This window comes from Bacillus aquiflavi (assembly GCF_019915265.1).
Lineage (GTDB): Bacteria > Bacillota > Bacilli > Bacillales > Cytobacillaceae > Bacillus_BT > Bacillus_BT aquiflavi.
The window spans coordinates 1092990-1108499 of the sequence record NZ_CP082780.1; the positions used below are offsets into that span (position 1 = coordinate 1092990).

Consider the following 15510-nt stretch of genomic DNA (forward strand, 5'->3'; position numbering starts at 1 on the left):
AAAATAAGAATTTCGTTGTGGGCATATTTAAGGTAAAATAGATATTGTTTATATGGAACAAAAGTGATTGTGAGGGTTACGCTATATGTCAATTTATCAGCATTTTCGACAAGAAGAAAAAGAGTTCATTGACCAAGTGATTCAATGGAGAACCTATGTTGAAAATGCATACGCCCAAAAATTAACTGACTTTTTGGATCCGCGAGAACAACATATTTTACAAGCTATGATTGGAACGCATTCAAATGTGAAATGGGAGTTGTTCGGAGGAACGGATGATTCAGAAAGAAAAAGGGCACTTCTATATCCTGAGTATTTGCCTATAGAAAAAGAGGATTTTCATATTACACTTTTTCAAATCGACTATCCGAAAAAATTTATTTCAATTGAGCATCGGCACGTTCTTGGAAGTCTCATGTCACTTGGTTTAAAACGAGGAAAATTCGGGGATATATTATTAAATGGTGATAACGTGCAATTTTTTGCTGCCGAAGGAATTAGTGAATATATTCAAATGGAGCTCCGTTCTATTGGCAAAGCTGCCGTTACATTAAAAAAAATCCCGTTATATATGGCTATACAAGAGGAAAAATGTTGGAAAGAACATTCAATTACTGTATCCTCATTAAGGGTTGATTCAGTCATTTCATCTATGTTCCGTATTTCTCGGCAAAAATCACAATTGTATGTTCAACAAGGATTAGTTAAAGTAAACTGGACAGTTATTAGCCAAGCTTCATTTATTTGTGAGGAAGGTGACATCATCTCAGTTCGAGGAGGAGGAAGAGGAAAAGTTTTATCGATAGATGGAAAAACAAAAAAAGAAAAATGGCGGATGATTGTAGGAATACAAAAATAACAGCTTAACAGACTAATTGCAAACGCTTGCCATCAATGCCCAGGCATGAAATGAGAGAAAAGTTAAATTCATTTATATGCATAAAAACAACAATAAGAATAATATGAGCGTTTGTCACAGTCTAAATAAATCATCTTTTTTTGAAGGATTTTCTCACCAATTGTAGAAATAATTAAATTACATAGTGAAGAGACTGTTAATAGGGAGGTGGCTTTCATGCCATTAACGCCGTTAGATATACATAATAAAGAATTTAGCAAAGGTTTCAGAGGATATGATGAAGATGAAGTAAATGAATTTTTAGATCAAGTCATAAAGGATTATGAAATAATTATTCGGGAGAAAAAAGAGCTAGAAGAAACATTAGCTGCGCTAAATGAACGCCTTGAACATTTTATGAATATCGAAGAAACTTTGAATAAATCTATTATTGTCGCTCAAGAGGCAGGAGAAGAAGTAAAGCGTAACGCCCAAAAAGAGGCGAAACTGATTATTAAAGAGGCTGAAAAAAACGCGGATCGGATTATAAATGAAGCCTTATCAAAGGCGAGAAAGGTTGCAATGGAGATTGAAGAATTAAAAAAACAATCGAAGGTATTCAGGACACGCTTTAAAATGCTTATTGAAGCTCAACTGGATTTATTAAATAATGATGATTGGGATCATTTATTAGAATATGAATTAGATGCAACTGAATTAGAACGTAAAGAAGAAGAGAGTGTGCATCCTTGACAAATAATAACGTTGTGCATATAATTTTTTAAAGTATAAATGAAATTATTAAAAGATTAATCATAAATTAGCGACAATGAAAGGGACAGTACAATTCATTATCATCTTATAAGTGAGTGATGGCACACATCAGCGAGCTGGGGATAGTGGAAGCCCAGTGTAAGAATTGAATTGGAAAATCACCCTTGAGTCTCAAGTCGAACGTTTGATTTAGTAGGCTTGACGAATATTCACGTTACGAATGATAAGTGGACATTAGCCAAAATGTCTATAAGGGTGGTACCGCGGGAGAAAACCTTCTCGTCCCTTTTTGGGATGAGGGGGTTTTTGTTTTATGATGAAAAAATGAATATCAAAAGTTGTTAGCAGGAGGAAAAGAAATGGATTATAAAGATACGTTATTAATGCCAAAAACAGAATTTCCAATGAGGGGGAATCTTCCTAAACGAGAGCCTGAAATTCAAGCTAAATGGGAAAAAATAGGTATTTATCAAAAGGTTCAAGAACGAACAAAAGATAGACCAAAGTATATTCTCCATGATGGACCGCCCTTTGCAAACGGCAATATTCATATTGGACATGCATTAAATAAGATTCTAAAGGATTTTATTGTCCGCTATAAATCAATGAGCGGCTATTGTGCACCTTACGTTCCAGGCTGGGATACTCATGGATTGCCTATTGAACAAGTGTTGACAAACAAAGGTGAAAAACGGAAGGAAATGTCTGTTGCGGAATTTAGAAAGCTTTGTGAAGAATATGCCTATGGACAAATCGTCAATCAGCGGGAAAGTTTTAAACGTTTAGGTGTTCGCGGAGATTGGGAAAATCCATATATTACATTAAAACCTGAATATGAGGCGCAACAAATTAAAGTATTTGGCGAGATGGCGAAAAAAGGTTATATTTACAAAGGTTTAAAGCCGATTTACTGGTCTCCATCAAGTGAATCTGCGCTTGCAGAGGCAGAAATTGAATATAAAGATAAACGTTCCCCATCAATCTATGTGGCTTTCAATGTAAAAGACGGAAAAGGAGTACTTGATCCAGATACAAAAATTGTTATTTGGACGACAACTCCTTGGACGATCCCAGCAAACCTTGGAATTTCAGTTCATCCTGAGTTTATTTATGTTGTTGTAAAAGTCCAGGGACAAAAGTATGTTGTTGCCGAGGATTTACTTGAAGCAGTTTCTACAGAAGTTGGATGGGAGAACGTTTCAATTAAAAAAACGTTAAAAGGAAGTGAGCTAGAACATATTATTGCCCAACATCCTTTATACGAACGGGACTCGTTAGTAATGCTCGGCGAGCATGTAACAACAGAGGCTGGGACAGGGTGTGTTCATACCGCTCCTGGACATGGGGAAGATGACTTTTATGTTGGCCAAAAATATGGTCTGGATGTTCTCTGCCCTGTAGATGAAAAAGGTTATATGACAAAAGAGGCTCCAGGATTTGAAGGGTTATTTTATGATGCAGCAAATAAGCCAATTACTGAAAAGCTTGATGAAGTGGGGGCTTTACTGAAGCTTTCATTTATTACGCATTCTTATCCACATGATTGGAGATCAAAAAAACCGATTATTTTCCGAGCAACTTCACAGTGGTTTGCTTCGATCAAAGATTTTCGTGATAAATTATTATCAGTAATTAAAGATACGAAGTTTGTTCCAGCGTGGGGTGAAACACGTCTTTACAATATGGTTCGAGATCGTGGGGATTGGTGTATTTCAAGACAACGTGCTTGGGGTGTCCCGTTGCCAATCTTTTACGGCGAAGATGGGGAACCAATTATTAACGATGAAACAATTGAGCATATTTCAAACTTATTCCGTGAACATGGTTCAAACATTTGGTTTGAAAAATCAGCAAAAGAATTGCTTCCGGAAGGTTTTACTCACCCTTCAAGCCCAAATGGGGAATTTGAGAAAGAAACAGACATTATGGATGTATGGTTTGATTCTGGTTCTTCTCATCAGGCTGTTCTTGTAGAAAGAGAAGATTTACAACGACCTGCTGATTTATATTTAGAGGGCTCTGACCAATATCGCGGCTGGTTTAACTCTTCTCTATCTACAGCTGTTGCAGTAACAAATAAAGCACCTTATAAAGGTGTATTAAGCCATGGCTTTACTTTAGACGGTCAAGGAAGAAAGATGAGTAAATCATTAGGAAATGTTATTGATCCAGCTAAAGTAACGAAGCAGTTAGGTGCCGATATTCTCCGTCTATGGGTAGCTTCAGTAGATTACCAAGGCGATGTTCGTGTTTCGGATGCAATTTTAAAGCAAGTAGCCGAGGTATATCGGAAGATTCGGAATACGTTCCGCTTTTTACTCGGAAACTTAGCTGATTTTGAGCCGTCAATACATTCAATTGAGTATAATAAGCTTCGTGAAGTTGACCAATTCATGCTCATTAAATTAAATAACTTAGTAAAACGTGTAGATCATTCATATGATCAGTTTGATTTTGCAAGTATTTATCATGCAATTAACAATTTCTGTACACTTGATTTAAGTGCGTTTTATTTAGATTTTGCCAAAGATGTTCTCTATATTGAAGCGAAGAACAATTTTGAGCGTCGTGCAATGCAGACGGTTATTTACGAATGTTTAATTGTTTTAACAAAATTAGTTACACCTATTCTTCCTCATACTGCAGATGAAGTATGGCAGTATATCCCGGAGGTAAAAGAAAAAAGTGTTCAGTTAACAGATTTCCCAGAGGAGAAAGAATTTCCAAATGAAAAAGAATTATTAGAAAAATGGACAGCAATCCTAACACTACGTGATGATGTTTTAAAAGCATTAGAAGAGGCACGGAACGAGAAGTTAATTGGAAAATCATTAACAGCAAAGGTTACATTATATGTGAATGAAAAAACAAAAAATTTGCTTGATTCAATCTCAGAAAGTCTAAAGCAACTGTTTATCGTTTCTGATCTTGAGATTGCTGGAACAATTGAGGAAGCACCTGAGTACGCATTAAAGCTTGATCACGCTGCAGTTGTCGTTTCCAAAGCTGAAGGAGAAACGTGTGCACGCTGCTGTGTTGTCACTCCTCATGTCGGTCAAGATCAAGACCATCCGACATTATGTCCACGTTGTGCAACGGTTGTTAAAGGATAGAGAGTAAACATTTAATTTAAATCCTTGAAGCGTATTTTGCTTCAAGGATTTTTTCTCTTTAACGGAAAATGATGATGACACTGTTAAAAGTTATATCACACAGTTTTTTAAAATACGGAGATAATAATGAATAGCTAGAAGGAACTGTGGAGGGAATGATATGGAATATAATGTTCTGCGATTATATAATGAGCTTCATAAAATGAAAAAGGAATTACTAACAAAACAGCTTGACGGAAAAAAAATGTCTGACACTGTCGCAGTGATGATCAATGAGGAAATTTCTGATATTGAACAAGCGATAAATAAAATTGATAGTGGTACTTTTGGGCGTTGTGAAACTTCAAACGAATTAATTCCATTTGAGATACTTTCCATTATTCCAACGATAAGAACGAAAAAAGATGTAGAAGTTATTCGCAAACATTTTAAAAAGTCGCTTAACTAATGTAATTAAGCTTTGTTCATACTATCAATTTGTGCTAAAATGCAAAGGTAACCTATTGGATAACAAGCTGGAGGTAGCCTTCGTGTTAATTTATTATTTAATTGCGTTTTTTGTTATTATACTTGATCAATGGACAAAATGGTTAATTGTTAAAACAATGAATTTAGGAGATAATATTGAAATTATTAAAGATTTCCTTTATATTACTTCCCATCGTAATAAAGGTGCAGCGTGGGGTATTTTAGAAGGACAAATGTGGTTTTTTTACGTCATCACAGTAATTGTGATTATTGCAATTATTTATTACATTCAAAAGACCGCCAGAAATCATCATCTTTTTGGTGTGTCATTAGGTCTTATACTTGGTGGGGCAATTGGAAACTTTATCGATAGAGTTTTTCGTCAAGAAGTAGTCGATTTTATTAATACATATATTTTTGGTTACGACTTCCCAGTATTTAATATTGCTGATTCTGCACTTGTAATCGGTGTTATCTTATTCATGATTTATATGTTTCTGGAAGAGCGGAAATTAAAGGAGAAAACACATGGAAAAAAAGGAACACACCATTCATGAACATGAAGCTGGTGAAAGAATAGATAAAGTATTATCAACACTTAATAATGAATGGTCTAGAACCCAAGTTCAACAATGGGTCAAAGAAGGAAATGTTCTTGTTAACGGAGAAAAAGTAAAACCGAATTATAAATGCATCCTTAACGATAAAATGATCATTCATATTGAAGAGGATGAAGAGCTTAAAGTCATTCCTGAAAAAATGAATCTAGATATTTATTTTGAAGATCAAGACTGTATTGTCGTGAATAAACCGAGAGGAATGGTTGTTCATCCTGCTCCTGGACATCCAAGAGGAACGCTCATTAACGGTGTTTTAGAACATTGTCACAGCTTATCAAACATAAACGACGGATTGCGGCCTGGAGTTGTTCATCGAATTGACAAGGACACTTCTGGTTTATTAATGATCGCTAAAACCGATTTTGCTCATGAAAAACTAGTAAAGCAGTTAATCGAAAAAACAGTCATCCGGAAGTATAAAGCAGTAGTCCATGGAGTGATTCCGCATGATTATGGAACGATTGACGCTCCTATTGGCAGAGATCCGAAAGATCGCCAAAGAATGGCTGTTATCGATGATGGAAAACATGCTGTCACTCATTTTGCAGTTTTAAAAAGGTTTAAGGAATTCACATTTGTTGAATGTCAATTAGAAACAGGCCGAACTCATCAAATCCGTGTTCATATGAAATATATTGGCTACCCTCTTGCAGGTGATCCGAAGTATGGACCGCGAAAAACATTATCAATCGAAGGTCAAGTTCTTCATGCAGGTATATTAGGATTCCACCATCCGAGGACAGGAGAGTATTTACAATTTGAGGCTCCACTTCCAAATGAGTTTCGACAGATTATTAAGATGCTTGAAAATAACTATTGACAGTTTGAATTCATTTAGATTAAGATAAACTATAGTCGAATAGTCCTTTAAAACAGTCCTGTGAGGCTGAGAAGGAAACGGGAATATGTTATTACTGTTATAGAACTCGTGAATCCTCTCACCTTGCTATGCGTGAGAGGTTTTTTTTTACCCGTTTCGTCATAAAAGAGAAAGGGTGAGGAAATGACACAAAAAGCAGTCCTTTTAGACGAACAAGCTATTCGCAGAGCATTAACTAGAATAGCTCATGAAATGATTGAACAAAATAAAGGAATAGACAAATTTGTTCTTGTCGGTATTCGTACAAGAGGAATTTACTTAGCTAAGCGATTAGCAGAGCGAATCGAGCAAATTGAAGGAAAAACGCTTCCTGTTGGCGAGTTAGATATAACGCTGTATCGCGATGATTTATCAACAAAAACAATTGATAAAGAACCGCTTGTAAAGGGTGCAGATCTTCCAGTAGATATTACTGATAAAAAGGTCATATTAGTAGATGATGTTTTATATACAGGCAGAACTGTTCGAGCCGCGATGGATGCTTTAATAGACTGTGGACGTCCTGCTGCAATTCAATTAGCAGTGTTAGTAGATCGAGGCCATCGTGAATTGCCAATTAGAGCTGATTATGTAGGAAAAAATATCCCAACCGCAAACTCAGAAAGAATTGTAGTTGAATTAATTGAAGTAGATCATATTGACCAAGTCACAATACATGAAAAAACTAAATAGCCCTTTTAAAAGCAGTCCAGAGAGGCTGACAAAGGGGAAACAGACAAAAGAGATCCAAAAAATACTTTTGTTATGTTTTTATACCCTCTTTGTGCCTAATTTAACGGCTGTAAAGAGGGTTTTATTTTTGGAAATCTCATGACATGATGGGGGAATAAAGATGTCACAAACAAAAAGTAAAACGAACGCTGTTTTAGATGTCCGTGATGTACCATCGTTAGGAAAATGGCTGACGTTAAGTATACAACATTTATTTGCTATGTTTGGAGCTACGGTGCTTGTGCCAATACTCGTTGATTTAAGCCCTGGTGTAGCTCTTATTTCAAGCGGACTTGGTACACTTGCCTATTTGCTCATTACGAAAGGAAGAATTCCAGCATACTTAGGTTCATCGTTCGCTTTCATTGCACCAATTATATTGGCAAAATCTATTGGAGGGCCAGAAGCTGCGATGATTGGCAGTTTTCTAGCTGGTATCATTTATGGAATAATCGCCCTCTTTATTAGTAAATTTGGTATTAATTGGCTTATGAAAATATTGCCTCCTGTTGTCGTCGGTCCAGTCATTATCGTCATCGGTTTAGGACTTGCCGGAACAGCAGTAAACATGGCAATGTATGAAAATCCAGGTGCACCAGTCAATGAACTAGTTTACAGTTCAACTCATTTTATGGTAGCACTTGCAACATTAGCAATTACGATTATAAGTGCGATTTTTCTTAGAGGATTTTTATCTTTAATCCCGGTTCTTGTCGGGATCGTTGCAGGCTATATAATTGCTTATTTTGCTGGAATAGTAGACTTAAGTATAGTTAAAAATGCTCAACTTTTTGAGATTCCAGACTTCGTCGTTCCGTTTGTACACTATACTCCGTCATTTTCTTGGGAAGTCGCACTTATTATGGTGCCTGTAGCCATTGTCACTCTTGCTGAACATATCGGCGATCAGATGGTATTAAGTAAAGTTGTCGGGAAAAACTTTATTCAAAATCCAGGTTTGCACCGTTCTATATTAGGAGATGGAGTTGCCACAATTATCGCTTCTTTTATTGGCGGACCTCCTAATACGACTTATGGAGAAAATATCGGGGTATTAGCCATTACACGAGTATTCAGTGTTTTTGTAATTGGCGGTGCAGCTGTTATCGCCATTTTATTCGGATTTATTGGAAAAATAACAGCATTAATTAGTACGATTCCTTCCGCAGTAATGGGTGGTGTTTCAATTCTATTATTTGGAATTATTGCTTCGAGTGGATTAAGAATGTTAATCGACAACAATGTTGATCTTGGGATTAAAAGGAATTTAATTATTTCGTCTGTCATTCTTGTGATTGGAGTAGGCGGGGCATTTATTCAAATTGGTGAACGTCTGTCATTATCGGGGATGGCTTTAGCAGCAATTGTTGGGATTATTTTAAACTTAATTTTGCCAGGTCGCAAAGACGGCTTTGGAACAGAAAATATTTTTGAAAAACCGGAACAAGATAATAATAAAACTATTGCTTAATATTCACCCTTTAAATAATAGTCCAGTGAGGCTATAAAGGGTGTTATGAGTAAAAACGGCAAACAAATTAGAATGTATTTCTTGCCTTTTTACAAACATGCATAACACCCTGATCATCCGATTTAGGGTGTTTTTTTAAAGGCAACAACAATTCGAAGGAGGCTTCTTGAAATGAGGCATTTGCTAACAACTTCTCAGCTGTCAGTAGATGAAATTCACGAAATATTAGCAGAAGCAAATAAAATTTCAACAGGTGAATTTCATAAACAAAAAAATCAAAGGTTTGTAGCAAATTTGTTCTTTGAACCAAGCACAAGAACAAAAAGCAGCTTTGAAATGGCAGAACGGAAACTTGGTTTAGAGGTCATTCCTTTTGAAGCAAGTACATCAAGCGTATTGAAAGGCGAGACTTTATATGATACGGCTAAAACGCTGGAAGCTATCGGAGTCGATGTACTCGTAATCCGCCAAAAAAAAGATCAATATTTTACTGAATTACAAGATCGAATCTCCATTCCAATCATTAATGCTGGAGATGGCTGTGGGCATCATCCTACGCAAACGTTATTAGATTTATTAACAATTCAGCAGGAATTTGGGAAATTTGAGCAATTAAAAATCTCAATTATCGGTGATATAAGACATAGCCGTGTTGCTCGTTCTAATGCCGACGCCCTTTTAAGACTTGGTGCAGACGTTGTGTTCTCAGGACCTGAAGAATGGTTTGATGATCATATAATCGGGAAAGGGCGCTATGAAACAATCGATGAAGCAATTTCAACATCAGATGTTGTCATGCTGCTTAGAATCCAACATGAACGCCACGAACATAAGGATAAAAGAAGTGCTAATGAGTATCATAAGCTCTACGGTTTAACAGTAGACAGGGAGAAGCAAATGAAACCTGGAAGTATTATTATGCACCCGGCACCTGTCAATAGGAATGTGGAAATTGCTGATAATCTTGTTGAATCAAAGCGTTCAAGAATATTTAAACAAATGGAAAATGGTGTATACGTCAGAATGGCTGTTTTAAATAAAGCATTAAAAACTGTTGAGGGAGGAAAGAAAGATGTCTCTAAAAATCATCAATGGTCAATTGCTTACTAGCAACAGGACCCTTAAAAAGGTGGACATTTTCATAGAAGATGGGGTGATCACTGAAATTAACGAATTCATCGATTCGATTGCTGACGAAATAATAGATGCAAAAGGCAGTTTACTTGCTCCAGGATTTATTGATGTTCATGTTCATCTTCGTGAGCCAGGCGGCGAGAAAAAAGAGACGATTGCAACTGGTACACTTGCCGCAGCAAAAGGAGGCTTTACTACTGTTGCAGCAATGCCAAATACAAGACCTGTTCCAGACTCGAAGGAGCAAATGGAGTGGCTTATTAACAGGATTAAAGAAACTGCAGTTATTCGTGTACTTCCATATGCTTCAATCACTGTTCGTGAGCTCGGAGAGGAATTAACGAATTTCAGTGATTTAAAAGCTGCAGGAGCGTTTGCTTTTACAGATGATGGTGTTGGTATTCAAGAAGCGGGAAAAATGCTTAAAGCAATGAAACAGGCAGCAGCTCTGAAAATGCCAATTGTAGCCCATTGTGAAGATAATAGTTTAATTAATAAAGGAGCAGTCCATGAAGGTGTTTTTTCAAAAAAGCATGGAATAAATGGGATTCCGTCTGTATGTGAGTCTGTGCATATTGCAAGAGATGTACTGCTTGCAGAAGCTGCTAATTGTCATTACCACGTCTGTCATATCAGTACGAAAGAATCTGTCAGAACAGTCCGCAATGCAAAGCGTGCTGGCATTCATGTTACTGCAGAAGTAACGCCTCATCATTTATTATTATGTGATGAAGATATTCCAGAATTAGATTCTAACTTTAAAATGAATCCGCCTCTAAGAGGAAAAGAAGATCGAAATGCCCTCATTGAAGGTTTGCTTGATGGAACAATAGATTTTATTGCAACAGATCATGCACCTCATACAGAAGAAGAAAAGGCAGAAGGAATGCTATTAGCACCTTTCGGAATAGTAGGCCTAGAAACAGCGTTCCCACTTTTATATACGAACTTAGTTGAAAAAGGAATATTATCGCTAAAAGAATTAATTGACTTTTTAACTGTGAAGCCTGCTCAAACTTTTAACCTTCCTTAGGGGAAAATAGAAACAGGTGCTGTAGCAGATATTGTTATTCTTGATCTGACGAACGAAGAAACAATTGATCCAACTACCTTCCTTTCGAAAGGAAAAAACACTCCGTTTACAGGTTGGAAATGTAAGGGATGGCCAATTGCAACAATAGCCGAGGGAAAAGTTGTATGGAGCAAAGGAAGTGTGAAAGCATGAAGCGACAACTTATATTAGAAGATGGAACAGTATTTGTAGGGGAAGGAATCGGAAGTGACACGGAAAAGATTGGTGAAGTTGTGTTTAATACAAGTATGACAGGCTACCAAGAAATTTTATCTGATCCTTCCTACTGCGGACAAATTGTTACATTTACATATCCGTTAATAGGTAATTATGGGATGAATCGTGATGATTTTGAGTCCATTAATCCAGCTATTAGTGGTCTAATTGTGAAAGAAGCAGCTAATTTTCCATCAAATTGGCGGAATGAGCTAGCCATTGATGAATATTTAAAGCAAAAAAATATAACAGGAATCGCCAAAATTGATACGAGAAAACTGACGAGAATTATTCGCAAATATGGGACATTAAAAGGAATCATTTGTAGTATTGATACAAAAGTTGAAGAGGTTCTTCCGCGATTGCAAGCAACGAAGCTTCGAAACGATCAAGTAAAGCAAGTATCAACAAAAACCCCTTATCCAAGTCCTGGGAGAGGTTATCGTGTTGTACTTGTTGACTTTGGGATGAAACATGGTATTTTACGAGAGCTTAACAAACGAAATTGTGATGTAATTGTCGTGCCATATCATACGAGTGCAGGAGAAATATTAAATTTAAGTCCTGATGGGGTTATCTTTTCAAATGGTCCCGGCAATCCAGAAGATGTTCAAGAAGCTGCCAGTGTTATTAATAGCCTTTTAGGAAAAGTTCCGCTATTCGGAATCTCTTTAGGGCATCAGTTGCTTGCATTAGCATGTGGAGCAAAAATAAAAAAAATGAAAATAGGTCATCGGGGCGCAAGCTATCCTGTGAAAGATTTACAGACTGGAAAAATACTTTTTACCTCCCAAAATCACGGCTACACAGTAGATGAAAATTCACTTGCAGGAACTGAGTTAGAAGTTAGCTATCTTGCTGTTAATGATGGTTCAATTGAAGGATTGAAACATAAGAACATAGCTGCGTTCGGTGTTCAATTTAATCCAGAATCTTCACCAGGATCAGAAGATGCTAACAAGTTGTTTGATCAATTTTTACAAATGGTTAAATCTGAAAAACAAGAGGTGCTATAACATGCCGAAACGTACAGATATAAACAGCATTTTAGTGATCGGATCGGGACCAATTGTCATTGGACAAGCGGCGGAGTTTGATTATGCAGGTACTCAAGCTTGTATTGCATTAAAAGAAGAAGGTTATAAAGTCATACTAATAAATTCAAATCCAGCGACAATCATGACAGATACGGAAATTGCAGATGTTGTCTATATTGAGCCATTAACTCATGAATTTGTTAGTCGAATCATTCGAAAAGAGCGCCCAGATGCCATTTTACCGACTTTAGGCGGGCAAACAGGATTAAACTTAGCAGTAGAATTAGCTAAATCAGGTGTGTTAGCCGAATGTGGAGTAGAAATTCTCGGAACGAATCTTGAGGCAATAGAAAAAGCAGAAGATCGTGATCTTTTTAGAACATTAATGAATGAGCTTAACGAACCTGTGCCAGAAAGTGCAATTGTCCATAATCTCGAAGAGGCTTACAATTTCGTTCAAGAAGTTGGCTATCCTGTTATTGTCCGTCCAGCATATACACTCGGTGGAACAGGCGGCGGAATTTGTGATAACGAAGAGGAACTTCAGGAAATTGTTAAAAATGGTTTAAAAAGCAGCCCTGTTCACCAATGTTTATTAGAAAGAAGTATAGCTGGATTTAAGGAAATTGAGTACGAAGTGATGCGCGATGCGAATGATACTGCAATTGTTATTTGCCATATGGAAAATATTGATCCAGTTGGGATTCATACGGGTGATTCGATTGTCGTTGCACCATGTCAAACATTAAGCGATAGAGAAATTCAATTATTAAGAAGTACGTCATTAAAAATTATTCGTGCTTTAGAAATCGAGGGAGGTTGTAATGTCCAGCTTGCTCTTGATCCACATAGCTTTCAATACTATATCATTGAAGTGAATCCGCGTGTAAGCCGCTCTTCTGCATTAGCGTCCAAGGCAACCGGGTTTCCGATTGCAAAAATTGCCGCAAAAATTGCTATTGGCTTTACATTAGATGAAATAAAAAATCCTGTTACAGAACAAACATATGCTTGTTCTGAAGCAGTTATTGATTATGTTGTCACGAAAATCCCACGGTGGCCATTTGACAAATTTGAGTCGGCAAACCGTTTATTAGGGACGCAAATGAAAGCAACTGGAGAGGTCATGGCGATCGGCCGCACTTTTGAAGAGTCGCTTTTAAAAGCGGTCCGCTCATTAGAAACTGATACTTATCATTTACAATTGAAAGATGCTGAAACATATTCAAATGATATGATTGAAAAAAGAATCCGTAAAGCAGGAGACGAACGGCTCTTTTTTATCTCTGAAGCGATACGACGGGGGATTTCAATTGAACAAGTTTATAAGTGGAGCGCAATAGACCTTTTCTTTTTAAAGAAAATAAAAGAAATCATTGCGTTTGAACAAGCGATAGCAAAGGTTCCGTATGATCGGCAAACGTTAATTAGATCAAAAGAACTTGGTTTTACAGATAAAAAGATTGCTGAGCTTTGGAATGTATCTGAAAAGGAAGTATACGAGTGGAGAAGAAAAGAAGGAATTACACCTGTTTATAAAATGGTTGATACTTGTTCAGCCGAATTTGAGTCTACTACCCCATATTTTTATGGAACGTACGAAGAAGAAAATGAATCGCTTGTTTCTGAGCGCAAAAGTGTTGTTGTTCTCGGTTCTGGACCTATCCGCATCGGGCAAGGGATTGAATTTGATTATGCAACAGTTCATTCTGTCTGGGCTATTAAGGAAGCGGGTTATGAGGCAATTATTATCAATAATAATCCCGAAACGGTTTCAACTGATTTTAGCATTTCAGATAAACTTTATTTTGAGCCGCTTACGATAGAAGACGTAATGCATGTAATTGATCATGAAAAACCAGAAGGAGTCGTAGTTCAATTTGGTGGACAAACAGCGATTAATTTAGCTGCAAGCCTTGTGGAACGTGGTGTGAACATTCTTGGAACTTCACTTGAAGATTTGGATCGAGCTGAAAATCGAGATAAGTTTGAACATGCGTTAGTAGAGCTAGATATTCCACAGCCAAAAGGACAAACAGCAACATCTGTTGAGGAAGCTGTCGGGATTGCAGCGGAAATCGGTTATCCCGTCTTAGTTAGGCCTTCCTACGTTCTTGGCGGACGTGCGATGGAGATCGTTTATAAAGAGAAAGAGCTTCTTCATTATATGAAAAATGCAGTGAATATTAATCCAGAACATCCAGTCTTAATTGACCGATATTTAACAGGGAAAGAAATTGAGGTAGATGCAATTTGTGATGGGGAAAATGTTTTAATCCCTGGAATTATGGAGCATATAGAACGGGCTGGTGTCCATTCAGGCGACTCGATTGCTGTATACCCTCCTCAAAGCTTATCAAACGATGTAAAAATAAAAATTGCTGATTACACAGATAGACTTGCGAAAGGTTTAAACATCATTGGTTTGCTAAACATTCAATATGTAGCCGTTAATGAGGATGTTTATGTAATAGAGGTAAACCCACGTTCAAGTAGGACAGTCCCTCTTTTAAGTAAAATTACAAATGTCCCGATGGCAAAAGTGGCAACTAAAGTCATTTTAGGTCAATCATTAATTGAACAAGGTTTTCAACCAGGGCTTTTACAAGAACAAAAAGGTGTATACGTAAAAGTACCAGTTTTCTCTTTTGAAAAACTACGAAGGGTTGATATTAATCTTGGACCTGAAATGAAATCAACCGGTGAAGTAATGGGAAAAGATGTTACGTTAGAAAAAGCATTATACAAAGGACTTGTTGCATCAGGCATGAAAATTCATCGCTATGGAACAGTCTTGTTAACAATTGCTGATAAAGACAAAGAGGAAGCATTACAAATTGCAAAACGATTTGTAACGATAGGATATCAATTAATGGCGACAAATGGAACAGCGCGAACGTTGAATGAAGCTGGAATTCCAGTAAAAGTTGTTGAAAAAATAGGTTCTAGTGATGAAGATCTTTTAGATGTCATTAGAAATGGCGGCGCACAATTCGTTATTAATACGTTAACGAAAGGAAAACAGCCTGAACGGGATGGCTTTCGAATTCGTCGTGAGGCAGTAGAAAATGGGATTCCATGTTTAACTTCTTTAGATACGGCAGAAGCAATTTTACGAGTGTTGGAGTCGATTGAGTTTTCGGCGGAACCGATGGGTGTAAAAGATGCTAACTAGG

General features: G+C 37.0%; 11 protein-coding genes, 1 pseudogene and 1 other annotated feature. All 12 genes and pseudogenes read left to right on the forward strand.

Features of this window, described 5'->3' with window-relative positions:
• Positions 1 to 85: 85 nt before the first annotated feature.
• The gene (locus tag K6959_RS05535) at positions 86 to 859 is read left to right on the forward strand and encodes a YlmH family RNA-binding protein (RefSeq protein ID WP_163242244.1); all 774 of its coding nucleotides are present in this window, start codon (positions 86 to 88) and stop codon (positions 857 to 859) included.
• Between the two features lie 216 nt (positions 860 to 1075).
• A complete protein-coding gene (locus K6959_RS05540; protein WP_163242243.1) occupies positions 1076 to 1591 on the forward strand; it encodes a DivIVA domain-containing protein in 516 nt (171 codons plus the stop codon).
• A 67-nt stretch (positions 1592 to 1658) separates the two neighbouring features.
• Positions 1659 to 1902 (forward strand) — a binding site (T-box leader).
• 69 nt (positions 1903 to 1971) lie between these two features.
• Entirely contained in the window at positions 1972 to 4725 is a 2754-nt protein-coding gene (gene ileS / locus K6959_RS05545) for an isoleucine--tRNA ligase (RefSeq protein WP_223087855.1), read from the forward strand.
• Between the two features lie 160 nt (positions 4726 to 4885).
• Entirely contained in the window at positions 4886 to 5173 is a 288-nt protein-coding gene (locus tag K6959_RS05550; RefSeq protein ID WP_163242241.1) for a TraR/DksA family transcriptional regulator, read from the forward strand.
• An 82-nt stretch (positions 5174 to 5255) separates the two neighbouring features.
• Complete coding sequence (gene lspA, locus K6959_RS05555) at positions 5256 to 5750, forward strand: signal peptidase II (RefSeq protein ID WP_262421901.1); 495 nt, start codon at positions 5256 to 5258, stop codon at positions 5748 to 5750.
• The gene (locus tag K6959_RS05560; RefSeq protein WP_163242240.1) at positions 5722 to 6633 is read left to right on the forward strand and encodes an RluA family pseudouridine synthase; all 912 of its coding nucleotides are present in this window, start codon (positions 5722 to 5724) and stop codon (positions 6631 to 6633) included. The genes lspA and K6959_RS05560 overlap by 29 nt, the downstream gene beginning before the upstream one ends.
• 183 nt (positions 6634 to 6816) lie before the next feature.
• Positions 6817 to 7365 carry a bifunctional pyr operon transcriptional regulator/uracil phosphoribosyltransferase PyrR gene (pyrR, locus tag K6959_RS05565; protein WP_163242239.1) on the forward strand — a complete coding sequence of 183 codons (549 nt, stop codon included), beginning with the start codon at positions 6817 to 6819 and terminating at the stop codon, positions 7363 to 7365.
• Between the two features lie 160 nt (positions 7366 to 7525).
• Complete coding sequence (locus K6959_RS05570; protein WP_163242238.1) at positions 7526 to 8875, forward strand: solute carrier family 23 protein; 1350 nt, start codon at positions 7526 to 7528, stop codon at positions 8873 to 8875.
• A 171-nt stretch (positions 8876 to 9046) separates the two neighbouring features.
• Positions 9047 to 9985 (forward strand): aspartate carbamoyltransferase catalytic subunit, encoded by a 939-nt coding sequence (locus K6959_RS05575; protein ID WP_223087856.1) that lies wholly within the window; start codon positions 9047 to 9049, stop codon positions 9983 to 9985.
• A pseudogene (locus tag K6959_RS05580) lies at positions 9948 to 11234 on the forward strand (dihydroorotase). Before K6959_RS05575 ends, K6959_RS05580 begins: the two are co-directional and overlap by 38 nt.
• Positions 11231 to 12313, forward strand: a complete 1083-nt coding sequence (locus K6959_RS05585; RefSeq protein ID WP_163242235.1) for a carbamoyl phosphate synthase small subunit — start codon at positions 11231 to 11233, stop codon at positions 12311 to 12313. Before K6959_RS05580 ends, K6959_RS05585 begins: the two are co-directional and overlap by 4 nt.
• A gap of 1 nt (position 12314) precedes the next feature.
• Positions 12315 to 15509 (forward strand): carbamoyl-phosphate synthase large subunit, encoded by a 3195-nt coding sequence (gene carB / locus K6959_RS05590; protein WP_223087858.1) that lies wholly within the window; start codon positions 12315 to 12317, stop codon positions 15507 to 15509.
• Position 15510 lies beyond the last annotated feature (1 nt).

Coding starts and splice junctions, on each gene's coding strand:
- ileS (WP_223087855.1), top strand. CDS start 1,972: ATGGATTATAAAGATACGTTATTAATGCCAAAAACAGAATTTCCAATG.
- K6959_RS05570 (WP_163242238.1), top strand. CDS start 7,526: ATGTCACAAACAAAAAGTAAAACGAACGCTGTTTTAGATGTCCGTGAT.
- K6959_RS05540 (WP_163242243.1), top strand. CDS start 1,076: ATGCCATTAACGCCGTTAGATATACATAATAAAGAATTTAGCAAAGGT.
- K6959_RS05560 (WP_163242240.1), top strand. CDS start 5,722: ATGGAAAAAAAGGAACACACCATTCATGAACATGAAGCTGGTGAAAGA.
- K6959_RS05550 (WP_163242241.1), top strand. CDS start 4,886: ATGGAATATAATGTTCTGCGATTATATAATGAGCTTCATAAAATGAAA.
- carB (WP_223087858.1), top strand. CDS start 12,315: ATGCCGAAACGTACAGATATAAACAGCATTTTAGTGATCGGATCGGGA.
- K6959_RS05575 (WP_223087856.1), top strand. CDS start 9,047: ATGAGGCATTTGCTAACAACTTCTCAGCTGTCAGTAGATGAAATTCAC.
- K6959_RS05585 (WP_163242235.1), top strand. CDS start 11,231: ATGAAGCGACAACTTATATTAGAAGATGGAACAGTATTTGTAGGGGAA.
- K6959_RS05535 (WP_163242244.1), top strand. CDS start 86: ATGTCAATTTATCAGCATTTTCGACAAGAAGAAAAAGAGTTCATTGAC.
- pyrR (WP_163242239.1), top strand. CDS start 6,817: ATGACACAAAAAGCAGTCCTTTTAGACGAACAAGCTATTCGCAGAGCA.